The 24610-nt window shown below is 67.2% G+C and carries 26 protein-coding genes; 9 read left to right on the plus strand and 17 right to left on the minus strand.

Features of this window, described 5'->3' with window-relative positions; translation table 11 throughout:
• Positions 1-22 precede the first annotated feature (22 nt).
• Positions 23-568, minus strand: a complete 546-nt coding sequence (locus AC1RRV_RS14835) for a GNAT family N-acetyltransferase (protein ID WP_492860417.1) — start codon at positions 566-568, stop codon at positions 23-25.
• Between the two features lie 270 nt (positions 569-838).
• Between AC1RRV_RS14835 and AC1RRV_RS14840 the strand changes: the two genes are divergently transcribed.
• The 4 genes from AC1RRV_RS14840 (at position 839) to AC1RRV_RS14855 (ending at position 4072) form a co-directional block, all read left to right on the plus strand.
• Positions 839-2440: a flavin monoamine oxidase family protein gene (locus AC1RRV_RS14840; RefSeq protein ID WP_492860418.1), complete on the plus strand. Its 1602-nt coding sequence runs from the start codon at positions 839-841 to the stop codon at positions 2438-2440.
• Positions 2441-2463: 23 nt separating this feature from the next.
• A complete protein-coding gene (locus tag AC1RRV_RS14845; RefSeq protein ID WP_492860419.1) occupies positions 2464-2856 on the plus strand; it encodes a c-type cytochrome in 393 nt (130 codons plus the stop codon).
• Between the two features lie 26 nt (positions 2857-2882).
• Positions 2883-3374: a RidA family protein gene (locus tag AC1RRV_RS14850; RefSeq protein WP_492860420.1), complete on the plus strand. Its 492-nt coding sequence runs from the start codon at positions 2883-2885 to the stop codon at positions 3372-3374.
• A 302-nt stretch (positions 3375-3676) separates the two neighbouring features.
• Complete coding sequence (locus AC1RRV_RS14855; protein WP_492860421.1) at positions 3677-4072, plus strand: Ohr family peroxiredoxin; 396 nt, start codon at positions 3677-3679, stop codon at positions 4070-4072.
• Positions 4073-4117: 45 nt separating this feature from the next.
• Here AC1RRV_RS14855 and AC1RRV_RS14860 read toward each other — a convergent pair whose 3' ends face one another.
• The 7 genes from AC1RRV_RS14860 to AC1RRV_RS14890 form a co-directional block, all read right to left on the minus strand.
• Positions 4118-4510: a Rieske (2Fe-2S) protein gene (locus AC1RRV_RS14860; protein ID WP_492860422.1), complete on the minus strand. Its 393-nt coding sequence runs from the start codon at positions 4508-4510 to the stop codon at positions 4118-4120.
• Entirely contained in the window at positions 4507-5514 is a 1008-nt protein-coding gene (locus AC1RRV_RS14865) for a fumarylacetoacetate hydrolase family protein (RefSeq protein ID WP_492860423.1), read from the minus strand. The genes AC1RRV_RS14860 and AC1RRV_RS14865 overlap by 4 nt, the downstream gene beginning before the upstream one ends.
• A 26-nt stretch (positions 5515-5540) precedes the next feature.
• The gene (gene hmgA / locus AC1RRV_RS14870; RefSeq protein ID WP_492860424.1) at positions 5541-6833 is read right to left on the minus strand and encodes a homogentisate 1,2-dioxygenase; all 1293 of its coding nucleotides are present in this window, start codon (positions 6831-6833) and stop codon (positions 5541-5543) included.
• A 44-nt stretch (positions 6834-6877) separates the two neighbouring features.
• Positions 6878-7111 carry a hypothetical protein gene (locus AC1RRV_RS14875; RefSeq protein WP_492860425.1) on the minus strand — a complete coding sequence of 78 codons (234 nt, stop codon included), beginning with the start codon at positions 7109-7111 and terminating at the stop codon, positions 6878-6880.
• Between the two features lie 39 nt (positions 7112-7150).
• Positions 7151-8224, minus strand: a complete 1074-nt coding sequence (gene hppD / locus AC1RRV_RS14880; RefSeq protein ID WP_492860426.1) for a 4-hydroxyphenylpyruvate dioxygenase — start codon at positions 8222-8224, stop codon at positions 7151-7153.
• A 19-nt stretch (positions 8225-8243) separates the two neighbouring features.
• On the minus strand, positions 8244-9380 hold the full coding sequence (gene hisC / locus AC1RRV_RS14885; RefSeq protein WP_492860427.1) for a histidinol-phosphate transaminase: 1137 nt from the start codon (positions 9378-9380) through the stop codon (positions 8244-8246).
• A 118-nt stretch (positions 9381-9498) separates the two neighbouring features.
• The gene (locus AC1RRV_RS14890; RefSeq protein ID WP_492860428.1) at positions 9499-9969 is read right to left on the minus strand and encodes an Lrp/AsnC family transcriptional regulator; all 471 of its coding nucleotides are present in this window, start codon (positions 9967-9969) and stop codon (positions 9499-9501) included.
• Positions 9970-10135: 166 nt separating this feature from the next.
• Here AC1RRV_RS14890 and AC1RRV_RS14895 point away from each other — a divergent pair, with 166 nt between their 5' ends.
• From AC1RRV_RS14895 to AC1RRV_RS14910, 4 genes are all read left to right on the plus strand, one after another.
• A complete protein-coding gene (locus AC1RRV_RS14895; RefSeq protein ID WP_492860429.1) occupies positions 10136-10360 on the plus strand; it encodes a hypothetical protein in 225 nt (74 codons plus the stop codon).
• A complete protein-coding gene (locus tag AC1RRV_RS14900) occupies positions 10357-11259 on the plus strand; it encodes an SPFH domain-containing protein (RefSeq protein WP_492860430.1) in 903 nt (300 codons plus the stop codon). Before AC1RRV_RS14895 ends, AC1RRV_RS14900 begins: the two co-directional genes overlap by 4 nt.
• Positions 11260-11333: 74 nt before the next feature.
• Positions 11334-12836, plus strand: coding sequence for an ATPase domain-containing protein (locus AC1RRV_RS14905; RefSeq protein ID WP_492860431.1), 1503 nt, complete (start codon positions 11334-11336; stop codon positions 12834-12836).
• Positions 12833-14545, plus strand: coding sequence for a response regulator (locus AC1RRV_RS14910; RefSeq protein ID WP_492860432.1), 1713 nt, complete (start codon positions 12833-12835; stop codon positions 14543-14545). The genes AC1RRV_RS14905 and AC1RRV_RS14910 overlap by 4 nt, the downstream gene beginning before the upstream one ends.
• Positions 14546-14641: 96 nt before the next feature.
• On the opposite strand, the gene ftsZ is transcribed toward AC1RRV_RS14910, so the two are convergent.
• The 9 genes from ftsZ to murC form a co-directional block, all read right to left on the minus strand.
• The gene (ftsZ, locus tag AC1RRV_RS14915; protein ID WP_492860433.1) at positions 14642-16177 is read right to left on the minus strand and encodes a cell division protein FtsZ; all 1536 of its coding nucleotides are present in this window, start codon (positions 16175-16177) and stop codon (positions 14642-14644) included.
• A 29-nt stretch (positions 16178-16206) separates the two neighbouring features.
• Complete coding sequence (locus tag AC1RRV_RS14920) at positions 16207-16278, minus strand: hypothetical protein (RefSeq protein ID WP_492860526.1); 72 nt, start codon at positions 16276-16278, stop codon at positions 16207-16209.
• 331 nt (positions 16279-16609) lie between these two features.
• Positions 16610-17935: a cell division protein FtsA gene (gene ftsA / locus AC1RRV_RS14925; RefSeq protein WP_492860434.1), complete on the minus strand. Its 1326-nt coding sequence runs from the start codon at positions 17933-17935 to the stop codon at positions 16610-16612.
• Between the two features lie 30 nt (positions 17936-17965).
• On the minus strand, positions 17966-18874 hold the full coding sequence (gene ftsQ / locus AC1RRV_RS14930; RefSeq protein WP_492860435.1) for a cell division protein FtsQ: 909 nt from the start codon (positions 18872-18874) through the stop codon (positions 17966-17968).
• Complete coding sequence (locus AC1RRV_RS14935) at positions 18843-19799, minus strand: D-alanine--D-alanine ligase (protein ID WP_492860436.1); 957 nt, start codon at positions 19797-19799, stop codon at positions 18843-18845. Before AC1RRV_RS14935 ends, ftsQ begins: the two co-directional genes overlap by 32 nt.
• 137 nt (positions 19800-19936) lie before the next feature.
• Positions 19937-21352 (minus strand): M20/M25/M40 family metallo-hydrolase, encoded by a 1416-nt coding sequence (locus AC1RRV_RS14940; RefSeq protein WP_492860437.1) that lies wholly within the window; start codon positions 21350-21352, stop codon positions 19937-19939.
• A gap of 92 nt (positions 21353-21444) precedes the next feature.
• Complete coding sequence (gene murB / locus AC1RRV_RS14945; protein WP_492860438.1) at positions 21445-22365, minus strand: UDP-N-acetylmuramate dehydrogenase; 921 nt, start codon at positions 22363-22365, stop codon at positions 21445-21447.
• Positions 22366-22374: 9 nt separating this feature from the next.
• On the minus strand, positions 22375-22650 hold the full coding sequence (locus AC1RRV_RS14950; RefSeq protein WP_492860439.1) for a hypothetical protein: 276 nt from the start codon (positions 22648-22650) through the stop codon (positions 22375-22377).
• The gene (gene murC / locus AC1RRV_RS14955) at positions 22647-24065 is read right to left on the minus strand and encodes a UDP-N-acetylmuramate--L-alanine ligase (RefSeq protein WP_492860440.1); all 1419 of its coding nucleotides are present in this window, start codon (positions 24063-24065) and stop codon (positions 22647-22649) included. The genes AC1RRV_RS14950 and murC overlap by 4 nt, the downstream gene beginning before the upstream one ends.
• Between murC and AC1RRV_RS14960 the strand changes: the two genes are divergently transcribed.
• Positions 24064-24585, plus strand: coding sequence for a hypothetical protein (locus AC1RRV_RS14960; protein WP_492860441.1), 522 nt, complete (start codon positions 24064-24066; stop codon positions 24583-24585). The two genes, murC and AC1RRV_RS14960, sit on opposite strands and share 2 nt — an antisense overlap.
• The last annotated feature ends 25 nt before the right edge of the window (positions 24586-24610 follow it).

Raw genomic sequence — 24610 nt, forward strand, 5'->3', positions numbered from 1 at the left:
AGGCCCGCCCCTTTTGCTTTGGCTAAAGCCCCTTGCCCATCCGGATCAGCGGCACGCGGTATCCGTTCGAGGTCACCGCCTCGAACGGTTCGATGTCCTGGTAGCCGCAGGCGCGATACAGCGGCACGCCGCCCATGGTCGCCGCCATCTCGACGCGGGAAAAGCCTTCACGCCGCGCGGCGTCCTCGCAGGCCTCCAGCACGATCCGGCCGACGCCTTTGCGGGTGTGGTCGGGATGGGTGTACATCGCCCGCACCCGCGCCGCATCCTTGGCCGGATCCAGCAGCGCCGCGTCGCGCCCCGCTGAATGGTCTCCGCCGAACAGGGTAGCCCGCCGGCTCCAGCCGCCGCAGCCGGCGATCTCATCCCCATCCTCCACCACGAAATAGGTGCCGTCGGCGATCAGTTGGGTGTCCAGGCCCATGATCTCGAACGAGGCCTTCACCCCCTCGGGCGGCAGGAAGGCCTGCAGCAGCTCGCCGATCGCGCGGTCCATCAGGGCCGAGAGGACGGGCATGTCGTCGGGGCGCGCCAGGCGCAGGCGGAGAGCGGAGGCGGTCGAACTCATGGCTACTCCTTCAGGCCGCGATGCCGCATCGCGCAAAAGCGATTCCGCACCGCGAAGGCGGATCGCCCGCCCGCGCTCACCGATCGCTCAAACGCCCCGCGCGGCGCCCAATGGCGAGGCTTCTAACATGTCAGGACGAGGACGAACCCGAATTGCGTTGCGCCATGAAGGCCGGGATTTCGAGATGTCCCTGTCCGGCGCGGCGTGACCCGCCGGACCTCGAGGCCGGGCGCGATCAAGGCGCCGGCCCGTAACAAGGGCGGGGATTTTATGAGTGGTTTAGACGCGTCTTCGGGCGGCGGCGTACTCACGCGCCGTCGGTTCTTTGAAAGCCTCGCCGCGGTCGGCGGCATGTCTCTGGTTCTGTCCGGCATGGAGGCCCTCGGCTACGGCATGGCCTCGGCCACCGAGCTGCCGCCCGAACTGACGGGTGGCGCCAAGAACACCAAGGTCGTCATCCTGGGCGCCGGCCTGGCGGGCATGACCGCCGCCTACGAGCTCAGCAAGGCCGGCTACCAGGTCCAGGTGCTGGAGGCTCGGTCCTTCGCCGGCGGCCGCTGCCAGACGGCGCGCAAGGGGTTCAAGCACACCGACCTGATCGGCCACGAGCAGACCTGCGAATTCGACGATGGCCACTACATCAACCACGGCCCGTGGCGGATCCCGTACCACCACCGCTCGACCCTGCATTACACTAAGAAGTTCGGCGTGCCGCTGGAGAGCTTCGTCAACGATAACGACGCCTCCTACGTCTATTTCGAGAAGGGCAAGGGCCCGCTGACCGGCAAGCCCGTCCGCAAGGGCGAGGTCGCCGCCGACATCCGCGGCTACACCGCCGAGCTGGTCGCCAAGGCCGCCAGCCAGGGCGCGCTGGACGCCCCGCTGTCGGGCATGGATCGCGAGCGGTTCGTCACCTACCTGGTCACCGAAGGCCGCCTGTCCAAGGACCTCGCCTACAAGGGCACCGAGGGTCGCGGCTTCTCGGTGCACCCCGGCGCGGGCGTCGATCCCGGCCCCGGCAAGGAGCTGCCGCCCTTCGCTTTCAAGGACGTTCTGGACAGCAACGCCTGGCGCGTCCTGAGCTCGGTCACCGGCTACGAGCAGCAGCGCACCATGCTGCAGCCGATCGGCGGCATGGACCAGATCGCCAAGGCCTTCGAGAAGCACGTCGGTCCGATGATCCGCTACGGCGCCGTGGTCGAGAAGATCAAGCAGTCGCCCACCGGCGTGACGGTCTCGTTCAAGGGCGCCGACGGCAAGCCCGGCGAGGTCACCGCCGACTATTGCCTGTGCACCATCCCGCTCAGCGTGCTGAAGCAGATCGACCTCGACGCCTCGGCCCCGTTCAAGGCGGCGATGAGCGGCGTGGCCTACGCCCCAGTCAACAAGATCGGGCTGCAGATGAAGTCCCGCTTCTGGGAGGACAAGCACCACATCTACGGCGGCCACATCTACAACGACCTGCCGGGGATCAATACGATCACCCTGCCCTCCTACGGCTGGCAGGGACAGAAGGGCGTGCTGCTGGGCTACTACGCCTTCGGCGGCGAGGCGGCCAAGATCAGCGCCAAGAGCCCCGCCGACCGCGCGGCCTTCGCCGTGGCGGCGGGTCAGAAGATCTTCCCCGAGTACGCCGAGAACTTCGAGAACGCCTTCTCCTTCAGCTGGCACCTGGCCGAGCACAATCTGGGCGGCTGGGCCGAGTGGGGCGAGAACGGCCGCAAGGAGAGCTATCCCATCCTCTGCCAACCGGACGGTCGCCTCTATCTGGCCGGCGAACACCTCAGCTACCTTGGCGGCTGGCAAGCCGGCGCCATCGAGTCGGCCTGGCAGCAGATCGCCAAGATCCACGCCCGCGTACAGCAGGCTTAAGAGCAAGCTTTCCGAGGAAACGAATGACCTTCGCTTACCGTTTCGCCGCCCTGTGTCTGGTTGCAGGCCTCGCCGCTCCGTCGATCGCCTCCGCCGACGGCAAGTCGCTGTTCATGGACAATTGCTCGGCCTGTCACCAGGCCACCGGCAAGGGCGTCAAGGGCGCCTTCCCAGCCCTGGCCGGCTCGCCGTTCGTGCAGGGCGACGGCAAGGTCCTGACGACGACAGTGCTGAACGGCCGCGCCGGCATGCCGGCCTTCAAGGACGACCTGACCGACGCCGACCTCTCGGCGATCCTGACCTATGTCCGCTCGTCGTGGGGCAACAAGGCCCCCGCCCTCAAGCCCGCCGACGTCGCCAAGGCCCGCGTCGCCGCCAAGGCCGGCGCCAAGGCGCGCGGTCTGCAAGCCCACTGATCGATCTGCTCAAAAGGGAGAATTCCATGAAACGCCTCGTCGCCCTCGCCGCCGGGCTCTGCGCCCTCGCCGGCGCCGCCTCCGCCGCCCAAGCCCAGGAGATCGTCCGGGGCGGCGATCCCAAATCGGCCATCGCCAGCGTCGTCACCGTGCCAGCCGGCTATGACACCATCTATGTCAGCGGCATGACCCCGCCGGTGATCGACGAGAAGGCCACGGGCGTGGCCAAGTTCGGCGACACCAAGATCCAGACCATGGGCGTGCTGGGTCGCATCGAGGCAGCGCTCAAGAGCCAGGGCGCGACCATGGCCGACGTGGTGATGATGCGCGTCCTGCTGGTCGGCGACCCGGCCAAGGAGGGCAAGATGGACTTCATGGGCATGATGGAGGCCTACAAGACCTTCTTCGGCACGGCGGCCCAGCCCAACAAGCCCTCGCGGATCACCAGCCAGGTCACCGGCCTAGTCGCCGACGGCATGCTGGTCGAGATCGAGGTCCAAGCGGCGAAGAAGAAGTAGGACAGGCCCCTGCGCTTAAATTTCATCGTTACGCGAAATTAATTCCGTGACAACGTTGTCAAGCACACGCCGAGCGGCTATACGGAATTCAGCCCTTTCGGGCGTTTCCTCCCAATGACTCGGCCGCCCTCTTCTCCTGGAGGGCGGCCGTTCTTTTGTCCGGCGCCCCGCGCAAACCCTCTCCGAAAAATAAATCGCATCCGATCTAATCGAACCCCTTGAAGCTGCCCAAGGCCGCACCAAATTGCATCGCATCCGATTAGATCGGATATGATCAACCACGCGAAATGACAGGTGCTTCCATGACCGCCAAGGTTCTCTTCTCCGGTACGACCCACAATACCGCTGGCCCCAACGGCGGCGCGCGCAGCCAGGACGGCTTCCTCGACATCAAGATCGCCGAGCCCCACCCCGCCGCCGAAAACCTGTTCGGCGCGGCCTGGTCGGCCTGCTACATGGGCGCCATCGGTCTGGTCGCCGCCCAACGCAAGGTGAAGCTGCCGGCCGACTTCGCGGTCGACGCCACCATCGATCTGCTGAACGAAGCCGGCTCGTACTTCCTGCGCGCCAAGTTCGACGTCGCCCTGCCCGGGCTGGATCGCGACGTGGCCCAGGACCTGATCGACTCCGCCCACGTGATTTGCCCGTACTCGAAGGCGACCCACGGCAATATCGACGTCGTCACCAACCTGGTCTGAGCGTATCGGCGCGGGTCCGCCCCTCGCGGGCGGGCCCGAGGCCGCCTAGGCGGTGATGATCCGCCCCTCGCGCGCCTTGACCGGCCACGGCGTCAGCTTCGCGCCCACGCAGGGGCCACCGACGCAGGCCCCTTCCTCCACCGAAAACACCGCCCCGTGCCAGGAGCAGGCGATCAGGCCGCCGTCGGGGGTCAGGTACTGGTCCAGCTGTTGCGCCAGGGGCAGGCCCGCGTGCGGGCAGCGGTCGACATAGCCGAACACCGCCTCGCCCTTGCGGACCACGAAGCCGTGGAAACGGTTCTGGCCGATCTGCAGTACGTAGTTGCGCGCCGCACCGTCGGCGATCAGGTCCAGCGGGCCGAGATTGACCCCCGCCGGGGTCGACCAGACACGGCCAACCGCGACACTGGACGCCTCGACAGGGGCCTCTTCACTCAAACCCGCTCGACCGTCTGCTCGATGGCGCCGAAGATCGTGTGGCCCTTGGCGTCCTTCATCTCGATCCGGACGGTGTCGTCGCCCAGCAGGAACGGCGTCTTGGCCTTGCCGGTCAGCAGGGTTTCGACCGTGCGCAGTTCCGCCAGGCACGAATAGCCGACGCCGCCGTCGGCGATTGGCTTGCCGGGGCCTTCGTCGAGGCCGCGGTTGCTGACCGTGCCCGAGCCGACGATGGTGCCGGCGCAAAGGCCGCGGGTCTTGGCCGCGTGGGCCACCAAGGTCCCGAAGTCGAAGGTCATGTCGACGCCCGCATCGGCCTTGCCGAAGTCCTTGCCGTCCAGTTCGATCAGGAGGGGGCCGTGCAGCTTGCCATCCTTCCAGGCCGCGCCCAGGGCGTCCGGCGTCACGGCGACCGGCGAGAAGGCGCTGGCGGGCTTGGACTGCACGAAGCCGAAACCCTTGGCCAGTTCGCCCGGGATCAGGTTGCGCAAGCTGACATCGTTGCACAGCATGACCAGGCGGATGGCGGCCAGAGCCTCCTCGCGGCTGGCGCCCAGCGGCACGTCGTCGACGATCACCGCGATCTCGCCCTCGAAATCGCAGCCCCAGGACGCGTCGGCCAGCGGGATCGGGTCGCGCGGCGCCAGGAAGCCGTCCGAAGCGCCCTGGTACATCAGGGGATCGGTCCAGAAGGTCTCGGGCATCTCGGCCCCGCGCGCCTTGCGCACCAGCTGCACGTGATTGACGTAGGCCGAGCCGTCGACCCACTGGAAGGCGCGCGGCAACGGGCTGAGCGCGTCATGCTCGTGGAAACGCTCCTTGGGAACCCCGCCGTGCTCGAGGCTTTCGGCCAGACCCGCCAGCATCGGCCCGCAGCGCGCCCAGTCGTCCAGCGCGGCCTGCAGGGTGGGCGCGACCGTCCCGGCGTCGGTAAACCAGGCCAGATCGTTGGAGACCACCACCAGCCGGCCGTCGCGGCCGCCCTTGAGAGACGCAAGCTTCATCGGCGCTTCCTCTTTATTTGTTCTGGTTAGGGCAGACGCGCCTTGGGGAAGCCCGTCCAACAGGCGTCATAGTCACCCTGAAGCGCGGAAGTCTCCAGAGCGAACTTCGTCGGGCGGATCACCCAGCGGCTTTCGAACATGAAAGCCATGGTTCCATCGATCTTGTGCGGCCCCAGTTCGGCCTCCGTCGCCTTCTTGTGGCTGGCGACATCGGGGCCGTGATCGCTCATGCAATTGTGGAGCGATGAGCCGCCGGGCGAGAAGCCGCCCTCCTTGGCGTCATAGGCGCCGTGCACCAGCCCCATGAACTCGCTCATCACGTTGCGGTGGAACCAGGGCGGGCGGAACGTGTGCTCGGCCACCATCCAGCGCGGCGGGAAGATCACGAAGTCGCAGTTGGCCGTGCCCGGGATCTCGCTGGGCGAGGTCAGGACCGTGAAGATCGACGGATCGGGATGGTCGAAGCTGACCGTGTTGATGGTGTTGAAGCGCGACAGGTCATAGCGGTACGGCGCGAGGTTGCCGTGCCACGCCACCACGTCCAGCGGGCTGTGGTCCCATTCGGCCGCCCATAGAGCGCCCTGGAACTTCTGGATCACCAGGGTCGGCGCATCGACGTCCTCGAAGGCCGCCACGGGCGTCTCGAAATCACGCGGATTGGCCAGACCGTTGGAGCCGATCGGCCCCAGGTCCGGCAGCTTGAAGGCCGCGCCGTAATTCTCGCAGACATAGCCGCGCGCCGGGCCGTCGACCTCGACCCGGAAACGCACGCCGCGCGGGATCACCGCGATATGGCCAGGACCGGCTCTCAGCACGCCCATCTCGGTGACCAGGGTCAGCACGCCCTGCTGCGGCACGATCAGCAGCTCGCCGTCGGCGTCGTAGAACACCCGGTTCTTCATCGAGGCGTTGGCGAGATAGATATGGATGCCCAGACCCGTCTGGATGGCGACATCACCGTTGCCGGCCAGGGTCGTGAGGCCGTCGACGAAATCGGTCGGCTCCGTCGGGAGGGCCAGCGGGTCCCAGCGCAGGCGGTTGGGCGTCACCGGACCGTCGAACGGACCACTGGCCAGCTTGCCTTGCGCATAGGGCTGGTACGGGCCGTGCCCAGCGCTGGGCCGCAGGCGGTAGAGCCAGCTGCGACGATTCTCGTGGCGCGGGGCGGTGAAGGCGGTGCCTGACAACTGCTCGGCATAGAGGCCGAACGGCGTCCGCTGCGGCGAGTTCTGTCCCACCGGCAGCGCGCCGGCCACGGCCTCGGTGGCGAAATGGGCGCCGAAGCCGGTTTGATATTTGAGCGCGTCGCTATTGGTCACTTGCGTCCTCCCCCACCCCGGTCTTCGCCGAGGAGATCGGAAACTCAGGTCGCTCTCGTCGCATCGAACGCCAGAAAACGTTCATACAGCGCTTCCACTTTCGAAACCGAACTAGCCTCCCCAAACAGCAGAGAGGTTCTTTCAGGTTCGAACTTGACGCTGAACTCGACGAAGCACTCCTCGGTTAGGAAGTCTTCCAGAACATCGATGAGCTCGGCGTTGGCGCTCGAAAGCACCACGCCGTGCTCGCTGTCTCGGATTTCAACCACGGGCGTCATGGCGCGATCACACGCCATGACATGCGCCCGGTAAAGCCCTCAAGCCTCGACCGTGATCACGCCACGGCGGATCTGGTCCAGTTCGATGCTCTCGAACAGGGCCTGGAAGTTGCCGTTGCCGAAGCCCTGGTTGCCCTTGCGCTGGATGATCTCGAAGAAGATCGGACCGAACAGGTTCTCGGTGAAGATCTGCAGCAGCAGGCCTTCGTCGCCGACATTGCCGTCCAGCAGGATGCGGTTCTTCCTCAGGCGCTCCAGGTCCTCGCCGTGGCCCGGGACGCGCTTGTCGACCAGCTCGTAGTAGGTCTCGATCGTGTCCTGCAGCTTGACGCCCCGGGCGCGCAGCTTCTCGACGGTGCCGTAGATGTCGTCGGTCGTCATGGCCAGGTGCTGGATGCCCTCGCCGTTGTACTGGCGGATGAACTCCTCGATCTGGCTCTTGTCATCCTGGCTCTCGTTCAGCGGGATGCGGATGGCCTTGTCGGGCGCGATCATCGCCTGGCTGAACAGGCCGGTCGCCTGGCCCTTGATGTCGAAGTACTTCTGCTCCTCGAAACCGAAGATCTGGTTGTAGAAGGTCGACCAGGTCCGCATCTGGCCGCGCTTGACGTTGTGGGTCAGGTGGTCGAGCAGGTCGAGGCCGACATTGTTCTTGGCTTCCGCCAGGGCCGCGCCCGGGACCTGTTCCCAGCCGTCATAGATCGTGCCGGCGTCGCCATAGCGGTCGACGAGGTAGAGCAAGGATCCGCCGATGCCTTCCAGAACCTTGGCGTCGGAGCCCAGCAGCGAGCGGCTGGCGTCGGCCGGCTTGGCGCCGCGCTTGACGGCTTCGGCATAGGCCTGCTCGACGTTCTCGACGCGGAAGGCCATGCCATTGGCCGACGGACCGTGGTCGGCGCGGAACGCGGCGACCTGGCCGGCCGTGTCCTGGTTGACGATCAGGTTGATGCGGCCCTGCTTGTAGCGGGTCGCCGGCTTGGTCGGGTGCTTGCTGGCCGCGACGAAGCCCAGCTGCTCGATCAGGGCGACCATGGCGGCGGGATCGGGGCTGGTGAACTCGACGAATTCGAAGCCGTCGAGGCCCAGGGGGTTCTGTTCGGTGACGAGAGTCATGGGGGCGTCTCCGTGAAGCTTAGAGGGCCAGGGCCGCCGGCAGGGCGGCGATCAGGGCGTCGTTGTCGGCCGGACGGCCGATGGTGATGCGGACCCAGCCGCCAGCGACCGGCGTCGGGCGGATGATGAGCCCTTCCTGCAACAAATGCGCGGCGGTCGTTTCGGCGCCAGCCGGCGAGCGCAGGAAGACGAAGTTGGCGTGGCTCTCGGTATGCTCCACGCCCATGTCGTCCAGCACCGCCTCGACCCGGCCGCGCTCGGCGATGGTCAGGGCGACGGTGCGGTCCAGGTGTTCGCGGTCTCCCCAGGCGGCCAGGGCGGCGGCCTGGCTGACGGCGGTGACGTTGAACGGCGGGCGGATGCGGTCCAGATACTCGACCAGCTCGGCCGACGAGGCCACGCCATAGCCCATGCGCAGGCCGGCCAGGCCATAGGCCTTGGAGAAGGTCCGCGCCGACACCCACGGGCCGCCCCAGGCGTCCAGCAGGGCGAAGGTGTCGAACGCCTCGTGATACTCGCGATAGGCCTCGTCCACGAAGATCATGGTCGAGCGCGGGGTCGCGTCGAGGATCTGCTTGAAGGCCTCAGCCTTCAGGGCGTTGCCGGTCGGGTTGTTCGGCGTGCAGAGCACCAGCAGCTTGGGGCCCTGGGCGGCGGCGGCGCAGACGGCCGGCACGTCGATGTCGAAGTTCGCCAGACGCGGCACGTCGATGATCCGCGCCTCGGCGCAGCGGCCAAAGATCTCATAGGTCGGGAAGGTCGGGCTGGACAGCAGGATCGAGTCACCCGGGTGCAGCACCGCGCGGAACAGGTAGTCGATCAGGGCTTCCGAGCCCGGCGAGATCACCAGGCGCGCGGGCGAAACGCCCAGGCGCTCGCCGATCGCGGCGCGCAACACGTCGCTGTGCGGGTCCGGATAGATGTGCGGTTCGGCCATGGCGGCCATGACCGCCTCGGCGACCTTGGGGCTGGGGCCCAACAGGTTCTCGTTGCTGGCCAGCTTGGAGAAGGTCGACAGCCCCGTGCGGCGGCCGGCCTCGGCCAGGGTCATGCCGGCCTTGTAGCCCTGCACGCCTTCCAGCGCCGGGCGCATCGGCGAGGCCCAGGCGGGCGACAGAGGCTTGCGATCGAGAACCAGCATGCGGCCGCGCTCCAATGAAGTGAGAGCGGCAGCTTATCGCGGACTGGAAGTCAGAACGTGGCGATGATGACTGCGTGATGCCTGTAAACGGTCATATTCAACCAATTATGGTCACCAGACCGATAGAATGTGATCATTCCAGATAGTCCAGCGGCAGGGCCGTCGAGTCCTTGATCGTGTCCAGCACGAACGACGAGCGAATATCCTTGACCGCCGGCATCTTCAGCAGGCGCTTCATCGAGAAGTCCGCATAGGCGTCGAGGTTGGGCACGGCCACCTTCAGCAGATAGTCGAAGCCGCCGGTCATCACGTAGCAGCCCACCACCTCGGGCTCGCGCAGCACCGCCTGCCGGAAGGCCTCGGCCGCTTCCTCGCTGTGGCGGTCGACCTGCACCTCGACATAGGCCAGCACGTCCAGCTTGGCCTTGCGCCGGTCCAGCAGGGCGACATAGCCGCTGATCAGGCCCGAGGCCTCCAGCTGCTTGACGCGGCGCAGGCACGGGCTGGGTGACAGCCCCACGCGCTCGGCAAGGTCGACGTTCGAGATCTTGCCATCCTCCTGCAGGATCTGGAGGATCTTCCGGTCCGCGCGGGTGAGCTTCATCGTGACCCAATCAGGCTTGAAACTGGCATATAGCGCCAATCTATCGCGCTTCGCCGCTGGAACGTAGCGTCATCGCATTTCGAACCGACCGCCCTTGCGCCAAGCGGGACTTGGCGGTCTACCATGGGGCGAGACGCCGGCCGCTCCGGCGCGCGGAGGGGCTGGGGTGATCTACGCCAAGGCGACGGCCTATCTGGTGGGCTGGGTGTTCCTGGCCATCGTCCTGATGCGCGTGATCGTCGGCCCGTTGTGGGGCTCCGGAACCAATATCGGCCTGGTCGCCGCCCCGGCGGCCTTCGTGGTCGGCGTGCTGGCGCTCGGCAAGCTGGCTTCCATCCTGCTGCGCGACCTTTCCAAGACCCTGAAGACCGAGTCCGAGGATCCCGAATGACCGACAGCCCCTTCGCCTCCATGTCACGCAAGGGTCCGCCCAAGCCGCCGTTCCGGATGCGCGGGCAGCAGATCCTGGTCGGCGTGGCCGCCGTGTTCCTGCTGTTGCTGGGCTCGTGCTCGGTCCTGTCGCACAGCACGACGGTCGAGCCGGGCAACGTCGGGGTCAAGATCCGCACCCTGGGCTCTTCGGCCGGCGTCGCGCCCGAGCCCCTGCCCGCCCGCTGGTACTTCCGGGGCATCGGCGAGCGGATCATCCAGTATCCGGTGATCCAGCGCACTTACAGCTACACCCGCGAGAAGGACGAGCGCGGCAACGAGAACGAGGAGATCACCTTCTCCGACAACACCGGCCTGCCGATGACGGCCGACGTCTCGGTGACCCTGCAGGTCAACCCGGCCTCGGCGCCGAACCTCTACCAGACCTATCGCCTATCGTTCGACCAACTGCTGGACGGCCCGATCCGCAACGACGTCCGCTCGGCCGTCGCCGCCGAGGCCGAGAAGGTCGGGGTCGAAACCCTCTACAGCGGCGGTCGCCAGATGGTGATCCAGAAGGCCTATGCCCGCGTGGCCAGCAAGTGGGCCCGCCACGGCGTGACGGTCTCGCAACTCGATTGGATCGGCTCCATCCGCTACCCGGCCGCGATCATCCAGCAGATGCAGGCCAAGACGCAGCTGGAGCAGGAAGCCCTGGCCGCCAAGGCCCTGGAGGCCAAGGAAACCGCTCTCGCCAACGCCGCCATCGCCCGCGCCCGCGGCGAGGCCGAGTCCATCCGCATCAAGGGCGAGGCCCTGCGCGCAAACCCGCAAATCCTGCAGCAACTGGCCATCGAGAAGTGGAACGGCGAACTGCCCAAGGTCACCGGTGGGGCCACGCCGTTCGTGAAGATCGACTAGGGAGCGGCGTCGACTCTCCATGTAACCAAGTCGGCCGCCGAGCGTTGCTATTCGGCTAACCGACGACGAGACACATGGACGGACAACAAGCCGGCGGGTTTACGCGTGATGCCGGCTTCGGGATTCCGGGCCTTGATGATGTGCTCGCCGGGGGGATGGAACGCGACCGCGTCTATCTCCTCGAGGGCGCGCCCGGGACGGGCAAGACCACCGCGGCCATGAGTTTCCTGATCGAGGGCGCCCGCCTCGGCGAGACCGGCCTCTACATCACCCTTTCGGAAACCGAGCAGGAACTGCGCGGAACGGCGAAGTCTCACAACTGGTCCCTCGAAGGCGTCGACATCTTCGAACTGGTGCCGCCCGAAAGCCTGCTGGACGAGCAGCAGCAGCAGAGCCTGCTCTATTCGTCGGACCTGGAGCTGGGCGAAACGACGCGGATGATCTTCGGGTCCGTGGAGGCCAAGAAGCCGCGTCGGGTCGTGATCGACAGCCTTTCGGAGATCCGTCTCCTGGCGCAGAGCTCGTTGCGCTATCGCCGCCAGGTGCTGGCCCTGAAGCACTATTTCGCGAAGCACGGCGCCACGGTGCTCCTGCTCGATGACCTGACCACCGACGTCAACGACAAGACCGTGCACAGCGTCGCCCACGGCGTCATCCAGCTCCACGAGCTGGCCCCGGAATACGGCGCCGAGCGTCGACGGGTCCGGATCATCAAGTATCGCGGGCGCCGCTTCCGTGGCGGCTTCCACGACTTCACGATCAAGACCGGCGGCCTCGAGGTCTACCCGCGCATCGTCGCTTCCGAACACCGCACCGATTTCGACCGCAGCGCCGTGTCCAGCGGGGTGATGGAATTGGACACCTTGCTGGGCGGCGGTATCGAGCGGGGCTCAAGCGCGTTGATTTTGGGGCCCGCCGGCACCGGCAAGTCCCTGTTCGCCATCAACTTCGCGGTCGCCGCCGTGGCCCGGGGCGAGCGCGCCGCGCTGTTCATCTTCGATGAGGAGCTGGGCCTCCTCTACGACCGGATGAAGAAACTCGGCATCGATCTCGAGGCGATGCAGGCGGACGGCCAATTGGTCGTCGCGCAGGTCGACGCCGCCGAGCTCTCGCCGGGCGAGTTCGCCACCCGTGTGCGTCGCTGCGTCAGCGAGCAGCGCATCAAGACGGTGGTGATCGACAGTCTGAACGGCTACCAGGCGGCGATGCCCCAGGAGCAGTTCCTGGTCCTGCACATCCACGAACTGCTGCAGTATCTGAACCGCCAGGGCGCCTCGACCTTCCTGACCGTGGCCCAGCATGGTCTCGTCGGGGAGATGAAGGCGCCGGTCGACGTCACCTATCTCGCCGACACCGTCATTCTCCTGCGCTACTTCGAGGCGCTGGGCGATGTGCGTCGCGCCGTCTCGGTGATCAAGAAACGGTCTGGCGAGCACGAAAAGACCATTCGTGAGTTCGAAATCAGCTCAAGCGGCCTGTCGCTCGGCGCGCCGCTCAAGGGCTTCCAAGGCGTCCTGCGGGGCGTTCCGAACTTCGTTGGCCAGGGCAGCGGGCTGATGGGCGACGCCTCCGCATGAGCACGGGCGGCGCCCATTCCCAGCGCGCTCTTGTACTGGCGCCGTCCGGGCGAGACGCCGAGATCGCCGCCGCCATCCTGCGCGAGGCCGAAGTCGCCGTGACGGTGTGCAAGGACCTGGAAGCCTTGCATCTGGAGATCGATGGCGGCGCGGGCCTCGCGATCGTCGTCGACGACGCCCTGCGAAACGCCGACCTAGCCCCCGTGGCCCGGTGGATCGAATGCCAGCCTTCCTGGTCCGACTTTCCGTTCCTGGTGCTCACCCAGCGCGGCGGCAGCGTCGAGCGCAATCCGGTCGCCAAGCGCCTGTCATCGACCTTGGGCAACGTCAGCTTCCTGGAGCGCCCATTCCATCCGACCACCCTTGTCAGCGCCGTTCGCACCGCCCTGCGTGGGCGCAGTCGCCAGTACGAGGCTCGCGAGCTGATCGAGGAAATTCGCCGCGGCGAGGTCCTGCTGGAACGCCGCGTCGCCGAACGAACCGCCGAGCTCGAGGCCGCCAACCGCCAGCTCGCTGACCAGATCGAGGAGCGCGAGAAGGTCGAGACCGCCCTGCGCCAGGCCCAGCGCCTCGAAGCGGTCGGTCAACTGACCTCGGGCGTGGCGCATGATTTCAACAACCTGTTGACCGTCGTCATCGGCAATATCGAGCAGATGCAGAAGCGGATCGATGATCCGGATCTGGCCCGCCGCCTTTCGCTCATGGGGGAAGCGTCGCGGCGCGGCGCGCGCCTGACCGCCCAGATGTTGGCCTTTTCCCGCCGGCAGAAGCTGGAGCCTCGTGCTGTCGACCTGAACGACACGGTCAGCAGCATGCGCGACCTCCTGCAAAGCACGATCGGCGGGAGCGTTCAGATCCAGGAGCCCGATCTCGCGGCCGACCTCTGGCCGGCGATGATCGATCCCACCCAGATTGAACTGGTGATCCTGAACCTCGCCATCAATGCCCGCGATGCGATGGACGTGGGCGGCGCGCTGCTGATCAGCACGCGCAATGTCGTGACCGGTCCGCCCCTGGCGCCGGAGGATCCCCCCGAAGGCAATTTCGTCGTGGTGTCGGTGACCGACAACGGGTCGGGAATGACGGACGAGGTGCGGTCGCGCGCCTTCGAGCCATTCTTCACGACCAAGGATGTCGGCAAGGGATCGGGCCTGGGCTTGAGCCAGGTGTTCGGGCTGGCCAAGCAGTCCGGCGGCGGGGTGAAGATCGACACCCGCGTGGGCCACGGCGCCACGATCAGCATCTTCCTTCCCAAGGCGACATCCGCTCCCAGCTTGCCGGCGACCGAGCATCGCGGCCCGGAGGCGGACGACGGCGCGCAGGCGTTGATCCTGGTGGTCGACGACGATGAGGCCGTGCGCCAGGTGACCACTGGATATCTCCGCGATCTGGGCTACCGAGTCCTGGAGGCCGGCAGCGGCGGCGCGGCGCTGGAGGCCTTTCAAACGCGAACGGACATCGAAGCGGTCATCCTGGATTTCGCTATGCCCGGCATGAACGGCGCGTCGTTGGCCAAGGAAATGAACGCGCGTCGCGCTTCGGTCCCTATCCTGTTCTCGACTGGCTACGCGGATGCCGACGCCTTGGCGTTCGCCCACGAGGACCGCCTGATCCGCAAGCCATTTCGCCAGGCGGAGCTGGCTCAGAAACTGTCGAACGCCCTGACGCTGGGCGGCAAGGCGCCGGTCGCATTGACCATCGATCCCTAGACCCCGCGGCGTCCTGACGGGCGCCCAAACGCAAAACGCCCCGGGATCTCTCCCGGGGCGCTTCGATCACTTGGGTCCCTTCTTAGGGGCCGTCTTTCAGTTGGCCAGTCGGCGCAGGAAGGACGGGATTTCCAGGTCTTCGCCGTCGTCGGCTTGCGGGGCGTCGAGCGGCTGCAGTTGCGGGCGAGCGCTCTGGGTCGAGCGGGCCTGCGGTTGCGGGGCCGACGAGGTCTGTTGCTCGTAACGCTGGCGACCGCCGCCGAACATCGAGAGCCAGCCACCCTGCTTCTGGGGACGACGCTCTTCGTAATAGTTGTTCTCGGGGAACAGCGGCTCGTCGCCGGCTTCCTCGACCATCGGGTCGACGATGCGGGTCACCGGCCGGGCCGCGGCCGCGGAAATACGCGGTTCTTCAGCTACGGTCGGCTCGTCGTAATAGAGTTCGGCTTCCGGCTCCGGTTGGGGCGCGGCGGCCATGACGATCTCGGGCTCGGGAGCCGCTTCGGCCATGAAGGCCGACGATGGACGCTCGACCGGGCGAGCGGCTTCATAGCGGGCGGTCGGGCGAGCCGGTTCCGGCTGCGGGGCCGGACGGGTGGTGTCGGCGATCAGCGGCTGGGTCGTGGTGTTGCGGGTGACCGGCTTGGGCTCGATCTGGGCGATCGAGGCGCCGTCCATGCCCGTGGCGACCACCGACACGCGGATCACGCCTTCCAGCGACGGGTCGAAGGCCGCGCCGAAGATGATGTTGGCTTCCGGATCGACCTGGTCAGAGATGGCGTTGGCCGCCTCGTCGACTTCCAGCAGGGTCATGTCCATGCCGCCGGTCACGTTGACCAGCACGGCCTTGGCGCCCTTCAGCGAGACTTCGTCCAGCAGCGGGTTGGCGATGGCGTTCTGAGCGGCCATCAGGGCGCGATCTTCGCCGGCGCCTTCGCCGGTGCCCATCATCGCCTTGCCCATCTCGGTCATGACCGTGCGGACGTCGGCGAAGTCGAGGTTGATCAGGCCCGGCAGAACCATCAGGTCGGTGATCGAACGGACGCCCGAGTGCAGCACCTGGTCGGCCATGCCGAAGGCTTCGGCGAAGGTCGTACGCTCATTGGCGACGCGGAACAGGTTCTGGTTCGGAATGACGATCAGGGTGTCGACGTAGCGTTGCAGCTCCTGGATGCCGCTGTCGGCGAGGCGCATGCGGTGACGACCTTCGAAGTGGAAGGGCTTGGTCACGACGCCGACGGTCAGGATGCCGCGCTCACGAGCGCACTTGGCGATGATCGGCGCGGCGCCGGTCCCGGTGCCGCCGCCCATGCCGGCCGTGATGAAAACCATGTGAGCGCCGTCGAGGTGCTCGCCGATCTCGGGGAAGCTCTCTTCGGCCGCGCTCATGCCCACTTCGGGGTGCGCGCCGGCGCCCAGGCCCTGCGTGATCTGCACGCCAAGCTGGATGCGTCGGTCCGTCTTCGCGAACTGGAGCTGTTGAGCGTCGGTGTTGGCCACCACGAACTCAACACCCTCGAGGCCAGCCTCGATCATGTTGTTCACGGCGTTGCCGCCTGCGCCGCCGACACCAAAGACCACGATACGCGGCTTCAGCTCGGTCGTACGCGGCGCGGAAAGAGAAATAGCCATGGGACCCTCGCGTCCTAACGCCGAAATCGTCAAATAAAGACCTCGGCGACACCCAATCGCCGGGGATGCCTCGACGATCGTGTTAACAGAACAACCACCATCGTTAATCGGCGGTTAACTGCATAATCTGAGTCGTGGTCTGGTCGAGCGCGGCCGTGGGATAAATTGTGATCTATCAACAGAATCTCCAAGCGAACCAAGGGTTCCTCGGGGATCCACAGGCGCGTGCGACCGAACGACGCTGAGTGGAGATTCTGGCGAATATAGGCCGCGTAGAGCAGCAAAAAGCCCGGCCGAGAAGCTCGACCGGGCCTTTAAAGTTAAGCGATAGAGTTAATCACGCTTGAAGATTGGAGCGTGGCTACAGGTCCACGTTTTGAGCTTTGGGCGTCGGCTTTCCCGAAAACCGGCCGCACTTTCGGGCCGAGGCCCCTAGAGGTTGTCGCGCAGCCAGGCGGCGGCCTTGGCCATCGGGCTGGCGTTGGGATCCAGCGGACGCTTGCGGGCCACACCGCCGGCCAGGGCCTTGGACGAGACGGCCTCGCGCGGGCCAAAGGCGGTGCGGTGCAGAGTGCCCGCGGCGGCGCAGAAGGCGGGACCCGAGGCGGCGTCGGCCAGGTGTGGCACGCGGCGCGGACGGCCCAGGCGAACGGGACGATCAAAGACGCGCACGGCGACCTCGCGGACGCCGGCCAGCTGGCTGGCGCCGCCCGTCAGGACAATGCCCGCGCCCGGCTCGACCGGCGCGCCCGAGGCCTTCAGGCGCTCGCGCAGCAGTTCCAGGGTTTCCTCGACGCGCGGCTGGATGATGCCCTTGAGCAGCGAACGCGGCGCGATGACCGGACCAGCGCCCGGATCGTCACCGCGCGGCGGCGCCTCGATCATCTCGCGGTCCTCGTTGGCCGAGGCGATGGCGCTGCCGTGCAGGGTCTTGATGCGCTCGGCGCCGACCACCGAGGTCTGCAGGCCGCGCGCGATGTCTTGCGTCACGTGCGCGCCGCCGACGGCCAGGCTGTCGACGTGGCAGAGCGCGCCGTTGTTGAACACGGCCACCGAGGTCGAGCCGCCGCCCATGTCGATGCAGACCGCGCCCAGGTCCATCTCGTCCTCTTCCAGGGCCGCGAGGGCCGAGGCGAACGGCGCGGCGACCACGCCCTCGAAGCTGAGGTGGGCGCGTTCGACGCAGTGGGCCAGGGTGTGGAAGATGTTCTCGTTGACCGAGACGACCAGCAACTCAAGACCCAGCAGGCGGCCGAACATGGCCCGAGGGTCGCGGATGCCGCGCTGGCCGTCGACCGACCAGGCGATCGGCAGCAAGTGGATCGGCTTGCGGCCGGGAATACGGACCTGCGCCAGGGCCGAAGCGATGGCGCGCGACAGGTCGCCGTCGCCGATCGGGCGGGCGCCCAGCGAAACCTGGGTATGGACGCGGTTGCTGGCCAGCTGGCCGCCGGCGGTGCAGACCGACACGCCTTGGACGTTGACGCCGGCCACGGTCTCGGCGCGCTCGACGGCCTGGGCGATGGCCTGGGCGGCTTCGTCCAGATTGACGATCGCGCCGCCGCGCACGCCGCGCGACTGGACGTAGCCCACGCCCGACGTCGTCAGGGTGCGGTTGTCCCGATGAATGCCGTCGGCCTTCATGATGAAGCACGTGACCTTGGACGCGCCCAGGTCCACGGCCGCGATGGCGGGCTGGCGCACGAGCGTGGCCTTCAGGCCCTCGCGTGCCTGCTTCCGGTCCTCCAATCGCGACATAGCTATCGTCACCTCAGTCCATCACGTCATCTATGCCCCGTCGGCCGCCGGAGCTCCGGGGAGCACGGCGTCGCGGGGTCTGACAGCAACCATTTCGGGGTCGCGCAGATCGATCCGCGCAAAACCCATGTCCAGGATTCGCTGCCGTTGGTCGAGCTGATCCAATTGAATCAGCGCGGAATCTTCGTCAATGGCCGGCAGCTGGATCAGCGAGCCGTCCTTCAGTCTCAGGTCCCACCGGCGATCGTCGACGCGCACCAGCGCTTCGAGACGATCACGCAGGCGCGGGCGTGAAGCCACGGCCGGAAGGATCAGGCCGGCGGCCTGGTCGGCGCCCTGCCCGACCACCAGCGGCAGCCCGGGGAAGCGGGCCGGATCGGCTTCGCTGATCACCTGGCCTTCGCTGTCGATCACCTTCATCCGGCCCTTGTTCTGCCAGACCGCCAGCGCGGGCCGCTCCTCGACCGCGATCATCACGGTGTCGGGCAGCATGCGCACGATCTTGGCGTCCTTGACCCAGCCCACGCCCTGCACGCGCTGGCGGACGTCGGCGAGGTCCATGCCCAGGGTCGGCTGGTCGAGATAGAGGCCGGAAGCCTTCAGGATGTCCCCCTGGGCCGTCGCGGACGCGCCCCGGATGTGAACCGTCTTCAGCTTGAAACCGGCGGAGGCGAAGCTGTTGTCGACGCCATGGACCATCGACGCGCCGATACGCTCGGCGCGATGTCCTGTCGCCAGCATCACCACAAGCCCAAGGCCCAGCGCCGCGCCCGCAACGGTCAGGGCGACCGTGGGCGACAAACCCACGCCCCTGGCGGCGTGCAACTTCGCGGCCGGCTGCGCCCCCCTGGGCGCCGGCTTGCCTTTGCTCGGACTTGCGGGCGCTTCGGCCCGGGGTCGCCTAGGCTTAGGCGGTCCCCCCCGCACTACAGCGGGCATAAGCGTCCTCCACGATCCATAGAACTAACTGGTCAAACGAGACCCCGACGTGAGCGGCTTGCTCGGGAACGAGCGAAGTCGGTGTCATGCCGGGCTGCGTGTTGACCTCTAGAAGGACCAGAAGGTCGTTAATGTCGTCATAACGGAGGTCGGACCTGGTCACCCCTTGGCAACCAAGAGCCGAGTGGGCCAGCTCGGCCATGCGCATGGCCCGATCCCTTACGCCGCTTGGGATTGGGGCCGGTAGGACGTGGATCGAACCGCCCTCGGAGTACTTGGCTTCGTAGTCGTAGAAACCTGTGGATGCACGGATCTCGGTGACATCCATGGCCCTGGGACCATTTGACTCACCCATGACCGCGACAGCCAATTCCAACCCCTGGATATAGGGCTCGACCATCACTTCCTCCCCATAAGTCCAGGATGGAGAGGCAAGTTCTTCCGGCGGACGGTTGGCGCCTTCCTTGATGATGAACACCCCGACCGAGGAGCCCTCGGCATTCGGCTTCACGACATAGGGGGGCTGCAACACATGGTCGCGCGCGACATCGTGTCGGTTGTAGAGACCACCGCCCGGCACCACCACGCCGGCGGCCGCCAGCACGGCCTTGGCCTTGGCCTTGTCCATGGCCAAGGCCGACGGAAGGACGGCCGAATGGGTATAGGGAAGCTTCAGGGTCTCCAGCACCCCTTGGACGCAGCCGTCCTCGCCCCACTCGCCATGCAGGGCGTTGAACACGAGGTCGGGCTTCGTGGCGGTCAGCACCTGGGCGATGTCCGCGCCGGGATCGATCCGCGAGACCTTGGCCCCCAGCCGCTCCAGAGCGTCGCCGCACTCGCGGCCCGAGACCAGGCTGACCTCGCGTTCCGACGAAGGGCCGCCGAGAAGGACGGCGATGTGGCGGCCGGACAAGGGTTGGGTCATGGAGGCGTGACTCTTGGAGGAGACTGGATATCAGCCACTCCTAGTCAGCCCGGACGCACCTGCCAACCACCGCGCACGCAACAAGCGCGTCATCCCGGCCGCGGCGAAGCGGAGAGCCGGGATGACGCGCCTGCTAGCTAGTGCGCCGCGGCCGTCGCCGGCTTCATCGGACGGAAGTCGATGTCGCTGTCGGCCACCAGGTAGATGAAGCTGGCCCAGGCGGCGACGTTCTGCGCCAGTTCGTCCGGACGCACCTTGTTCAGGGTGTCGTCGGCGGTGTGGTGGTAGTCGAAGTAGCGGGTGGCGTCCTGCTCCAGCTCGATCGACGGCACGCCGGCGGCCTCCAGGCCCTCGATGTCCGCGCCGCCGTGCGAAGCGGGCGTGCGGTTCACGTAGATCTTCAGCGGGGCCAGCAGATTGGCGGCGGTCGTCGCGATCGGGTGCGTGGCCGCGCCGGCCGGCAGTTTCAGCGAATAGATGCGGTCGGCGCCCGTATCGCTTTCACCAGCCAGGACGATCTTGGAGACCTCGTCCTTGTGCGCGGCGATATAGGCGTCCGACGAGCCGCCGCTTTCCTCCGAGCCGAACATCACGACGCGGATGGTGCGCTTGGGATGCTTGGGCAGGTCGCCGATCAGCTTGGCGGCGGCCGTGGTGATGGCCACGCCGGTGGCGTCGTCCAGGGCGCCGGTGCCGACGTCCCAGCTGTCCAGGTGGCCGCCGATGACGATCACTTCGTCCGGCTTTTCCGTCCCCTTGATCTCGCCCGAGATGTTCCAGGCGACGTCATTGGGATCCACGGTCGAGGCCAGCTTCAGCTTGATGCGCAGCGGGCCCTTCTTGGCCAGGCGTTCCAGCTGCTCGGCTTCCGGCACGCCCATGGCGGCGGCGGGAATGGTGACCACGCCCTCGCCGAAGCCGGTGACGCCGGTGTGCGGCACGGTCGAGTCCGAGGTCGAGACCGAGCGGATCAGCAGAGCCAGGGCGCCGCGCTTGGCGGCCTCCACCGGACCGGCGCGGCGCGAGATGCCGGCGACGCCGTAGCCCGAGCCGTCCTGGGCCTTGACCATCGGCTGGGTGATGACGACGATCTTGCCCTTCAGCGCGCCCTCGGGGGCGGCGATCATCTCGGCATAGGTGCGGAACAGGGCGACGTCGGCTTCGATGCCGGCGGCGGGCGTCGGGATCGTGCGACCCAGGCCGACGATGCCCAGCTTCATCGAATAGGGACCGACCAGCTCGGCGCTCTCTTCGCCGCGCGTCCACGACGGCTTGGCGAACTGCTCGACCTTGATGTTGGTGAAGCCCAGGGCCTTGAACTTGGCCACGCCCCAGTCCTTGGCGCGCTCCATGGCCGGCGAGCCGACGAGGCGCGGGCCGATGGTGGTGGTGAGGTCCTCGGTGATGTCCCAGGCCGTGCGATCCAGCAACGCCTTGTCGCGCAAGGCTTCGGCGGTCTTGAGATCCTGGGCGTAGGCGGCGCTCGAAATCAAAGCGCCGGAAATCAAAGCGAGAGTGGCGGAGGCGGCCAGCAGACTACGGTACATGAGCAAGGATTCTCCCCAATGGCGCGGGAGTCATAGCACCGGTTCGCGCCAGGGGGAGTCAGCAATGCGGTGAAGTATGCGAAGCCGCGGCCGGCGCCCTAGGCCGGGCGCCCGATCCGCTTGATCTCCCAGTCCAGCTGCACGCCGGTCTTGGCCAGCACATCGGCGCGGACCGCCTCGCCCAGGCCTTCCAGGTCAGCCGCCGTGGCCTCGCCCGTGTTGATCAGGAAGTTGCTGTGCAGCGGCGAGAACATCGCCCCGCCGCTCTTTCCATCCACGCTAAAGGGCTTGCCGCGCCAGCCGGCCTCGTCGACCAGCTTCCACGACGAGTGGCCCGGCGGGTTCTTGAAGGTCGAGCCGCCGGTCTTTTCGCGGATCGGCTGGGTGGTCTCGCGGCGCGAGGTGATCTCGGCCATGCGGGCCTTGATGGCCTCGGGCGCGTCGGCGGTCCCCTCATAGATCGCGTCCAGCACGATCAGGCCCGCGCCCATCAGGTCGCTGTGACGATAGGTGTAGCCGAAGCCTTCGCCCGAGATCTCCGAGACCTCGCCCCGGCGGTTCATCACCCGCGCGGACTTGATGACGTTGACGGTCTCGGAGCCGTAGCAGCCGGCGTTCATGATCACCGCGCCGCCGATGGTGCCCGGGATGCCCGCATAGAACTCGAGACCCGCGATGCCCGCCTCGGCCGCCTTGCGGGCCAGGATGGCGTCCGGCACGGCCGAGCCGGCCTTGATGCGATTGTCGCCCAGGGCCTCGACCGTGTTGAAGCCCCGGCCCAGGCGGATGATCACGCCGTCGACTCCGGCGTCACGGACCAGCAGGTTGGAGCCCACGCCGATGGCGAGCACCGGCACGGCCGGATCCAGCGCCTTCAGGAAGTCGGACAGGTCCTGCTCGTCGGCCGGCAGGAACACCACGTCGGCCGGTCCGCCGACGCGGAACCAGGTGAACGGCGCCAGCGCCTCGTCGATCAGCAACTTGCCGCGAACGGCGGGGAGATTGGTTTTCCAGCTCATACGAGGGCTCTAGCGCGTCCTGGATCGTTTCTCAAAGTGCTCGACCATCCACCAGGCCAGGACGAGCAGAACGCCGGCGACGATCAAGGCGATGTGCGTCCAGTGCTCGACCGGTGTGACATAGGTCACTTCGCCATGCTGCTTGAACGGCACAGTGAACCGGCCGCCCGGCGTGGTCGGCCGCCCGTTCGCCAGCCGCTCGGTGAACCACCAGCTTCCGACGAGGTACGCGATCACCGTGACGACGATCGCGGCCTTGGCCGCAAGCCAGCGGCTCAGCTTCACTTGGCCAACGCTTCCAGCTGGCCCGGCAGGGCGTAAGACCACGCGGTGATGTCGCCCGCGCCCAACAGGACGACGAGGTCGCCGCTGGTCGTCTCGGCGGCGACCAAGGCCGCCAGGGCGGCGGGGCTTTCCAACGGCAGGGCCCGACGGTGGCCGAACTTCTTGAGGCCCTCGACCAGGTGGTCGCGATCAACGCCCGGGATCGGCTGTTCGCCGGCCGTATAGACGTCGGCCACGATCACCGTGTCGGCATCGTTGAAGCAGCTGCTGAACTCGGTCATCAGGTCGCGCAGGCGGGTGTAGCGGTGCGGCTGGACCACGGCGATGACCTTGCCCAGCGTCACGGCGCGGGCGGCCTTCAGCACGGCGGCGATCTCGACCGGGTGATGGCCATAGTCGTCGACCACGCGGACGCCATTGGCCACGCCGGTGGTGGTGAAGCGGCGCTTGACCCCGCCGAAGGTGGCTAGGCCCTTGCGGATCGACTCCGCGTCGACGCTCAGCTCGCGGGCCACGGCCACGGCGGCGGTGGCGTTCAGCACGTTGTGGTGGCCGGCCATCGGCATCTTCAGGCCGTCATAGCGCACCGCCTCACCGTCGCGCGGCGAGACGATGATGTCGAAGGTCGCGCCCTCGGGACCCATCTCGATGTTGGAGACGCGGACCTCGGCCTGCGGATTGGTGCCGTAGGTCACCAGGCGGCGGTTCTCGATGCGCGAGGTCAGGGCCTGGACTTCCGGGTGGTCGGTGCAGACCGCCGCGAAGCCGTAGAACGGAATGTTCTCGATGAAGGCCTGGAAGCCCTTCTTCACCGAGTCGAAGTCGCCCCAGTGGTCCAGGTGCTCGGCGTCGATATTGGTGACGATGGCCACGGTCGACTTCAGCTTCAGGAACGAGCCGTCGCTCTCGTCGGCCTCGACGACGATCCAGTCGCCCTCGCCGACCTTGGCGTTGGTGCCGTAGGCGTTGATGATCCCGCCGTTGACCACGGTCGGGTCCAGGTCGCCGGCGTCCAGCAGGGCCGCGACCATCGAGGTCGTCGTCGTCTTGCCGTGGGTGCCGCCCACGGCGATCGAGAACTGCAGGCGCATCAGCTCGGCCAGCATCTCGGCGCGGCGCACCAGCGGCAGGCGCTTGTCGCGGCCGGCGACCATTTCCGGATTATCGGCCTTCACGGCCGTGGAATAGACGATGGCCGAGGCGCCCTCGACGTGGCCGGGCTCGTGGCCGATGAAGATGCGCGCGCCCAGCTTCTCCAGCCGCTCGGTGTTGGCGCTGGCCTTGGCGTCGCTGCCCTGAACGGTGTAGCCGATACGCAGCATGATCTCGGCGATGCCGGACATGCCTATGCCGCCGATGCCGATGAAGTGCACGGGGCCGAGTTCGAAGGGTACGGGGCGTCGACGCTGGATCATGAAAAGCCGATTAGACCATTTGCGCGCGACGCGAAACGCCCTCCTGAGCCTCTGTGTGTGGACAGCGCCCGCGCTCGCCCAGACCCCCTCGCCTGCTACGCTTCCAGCCCCGCTTGAGCTGCGCCTGGCCGACGTCGGCCGTTTCGCGGTGTTCGTGGACATGGGGAGCGTCCAGTGGACCGGCCGGACGGCGCGGCTGCGGGTGCTGCAGGTAACCGAGGGCGGCTTCAAGGCCGGCGCTGAAGAGTTCTGGGGCGGCTGGCGTCACGAGGTCATCGACTGCGAGGCGCGGACGATCGCCCACGCGGGGTTCGGCAGCATCCGGGCGGGCGGTCGCGAGGGTCCGGTGACGGGAGATCAACGTCCGGCGGCGGCGATTCCGCCCGGCGCCGCCGATGATGCGGTGGCCAAGGTGGTCTGCGACGGCTGGAAGCCGTTCGCGAAGGTTCCGGTCGCGATCAGCATCGAACAGGCGGTGGGCGTGGGCCGGCCTCTGATCGAGATGGGGGCGGAGCCGTGAACTAGATGCAGTCGTCAACTCAGGA

The organism is Caulobacter sp. GW821-FHT11E10 (assembly GCF_058808375.1).

Excerpts from the sequence above, each read along its gene's own strand:
- AC1RRV_RS14835 (WP_492860417.1), bottom strand. The coding sequence starts at position 568 with ATGAGTTCGACCGCCTCCGCTCTCCGCCTGCGCCTGGCGCGCCCCGAC.
- AC1RRV_RS14840 (WP_492860418.1), top strand. The coding sequence starts at position 839 with ATGAGTGGTTTAGACGCGTCTTCGGGCGGCGGCGTACTCACGCGCCGT.
- AC1RRV_RS14845 (WP_492860419.1), top strand. The coding sequence starts at position 2,464 with ATGACCTTCGCTTACCGTTTCGCCGCCCTGTGTCTGGTTGCAGGCCTC.
- AC1RRV_RS14850 (WP_492860420.1), top strand. The coding sequence starts at position 2,883 with ATGAAACGCCTCGTCGCCCTCGCCGCCGGGCTCTGCGCCCTCGCCGGC.
- AC1RRV_RS14855 (WP_492860421.1), top strand. The coding sequence starts at position 3,677 with ATGACCGCCAAGGTTCTCTTCTCCGGTACGACCCACAATACCGCTGGC.
- AC1RRV_RS14865 (WP_492860423.1), bottom strand. The coding sequence starts at position 5,514 with ATGAAGCTTGCGTCTCTCAAGGGCGGCCGCGACGGCCGGCTGGTGGTG.
- AC1RRV_RS14875 (WP_492860425.1), bottom strand. The coding sequence starts at position 7,111 with ATGACGCCCGTGGTTGAAATCCGAGACAGCGAGCACGGCGTGGTGCTT.
- hppD (WP_492860426.1), bottom strand. The coding sequence starts at position 8,224 with ATGACTCTCGTCACCGAACAGAACCCCCTGGGCCTCGACGGCTTCGAA.
- AC1RRV_RS14890 (WP_492860428.1), bottom strand. The coding sequence starts at position 9,969 with ATGAAGCTCACCCGCGCGGACCGGAAGATCCTCCAGATCCTGCAGGAG.
- AC1RRV_RS14900 (WP_492860430.1), top strand. The coding sequence starts at position 10,357 with ATGACCGACAGCCCCTTCGCCTCCATGTCACGCAAGGGTCCGCCCAAG.
- AC1RRV_RS14905 (WP_492860431.1), top strand. The coding sequence starts at position 11,334 with ATGGACGGACAACAAGCCGGCGGGTTTACGCGTGATGCCGGCTTCGGG.
- AC1RRV_RS14910 (WP_492860432.1), top strand. The coding sequence starts at position 12,833 with ATGAGCACGGGCGGCGCCCATTCCCAGCGCGCTCTTGTACTGGCGCCG.
- ftsZ (WP_492860433.1), bottom strand. The coding sequence starts at position 16,177 with ATGGCTATTTCTCTTTCCGCGCCGCGTACGACCGAGCTGAAGCCGCGT.
- ftsA (WP_492860434.1), bottom strand. The coding sequence starts at position 17,935 with ATGTCGCGATTGGAGGACCGGAAGCAGGCACGCGAGGGCCTGAAGGCC.
- ftsQ (WP_492860435.1), bottom strand. The coding sequence starts at position 18,874 with ATGCCCGCTGTAGTGCGGGGGGGACCGCCTAAGCCTAGGCGACCCCGG.
- AC1RRV_RS14935 (WP_492860436.1), bottom strand. The coding sequence starts at position 19,799 with ATGACCCAACCCTTGTCCGGCCGCCACATCGCCGTCCTTCTCGGCGGC.
- murB (WP_492860438.1), bottom strand. The coding sequence starts at position 22,365 with ATGAGCTGGAAAACCAATCTCCCCGCCGTTCGCGGCAAGTTGCTGATC.
- AC1RRV_RS14960 (WP_492860441.1), top strand. The coding sequence starts at position 24,064 with ATGAAAAGCCGATTAGACCATTTGCGCGCGACGCGAAACGCCCTCCTG.
- murC (WP_492860440.1), bottom strand. The coding sequence starts at position 24,065 with ATGATCCAGCGTCGACGCCCCGTACCCTTCGAACTCGGCCCCGTGCAC.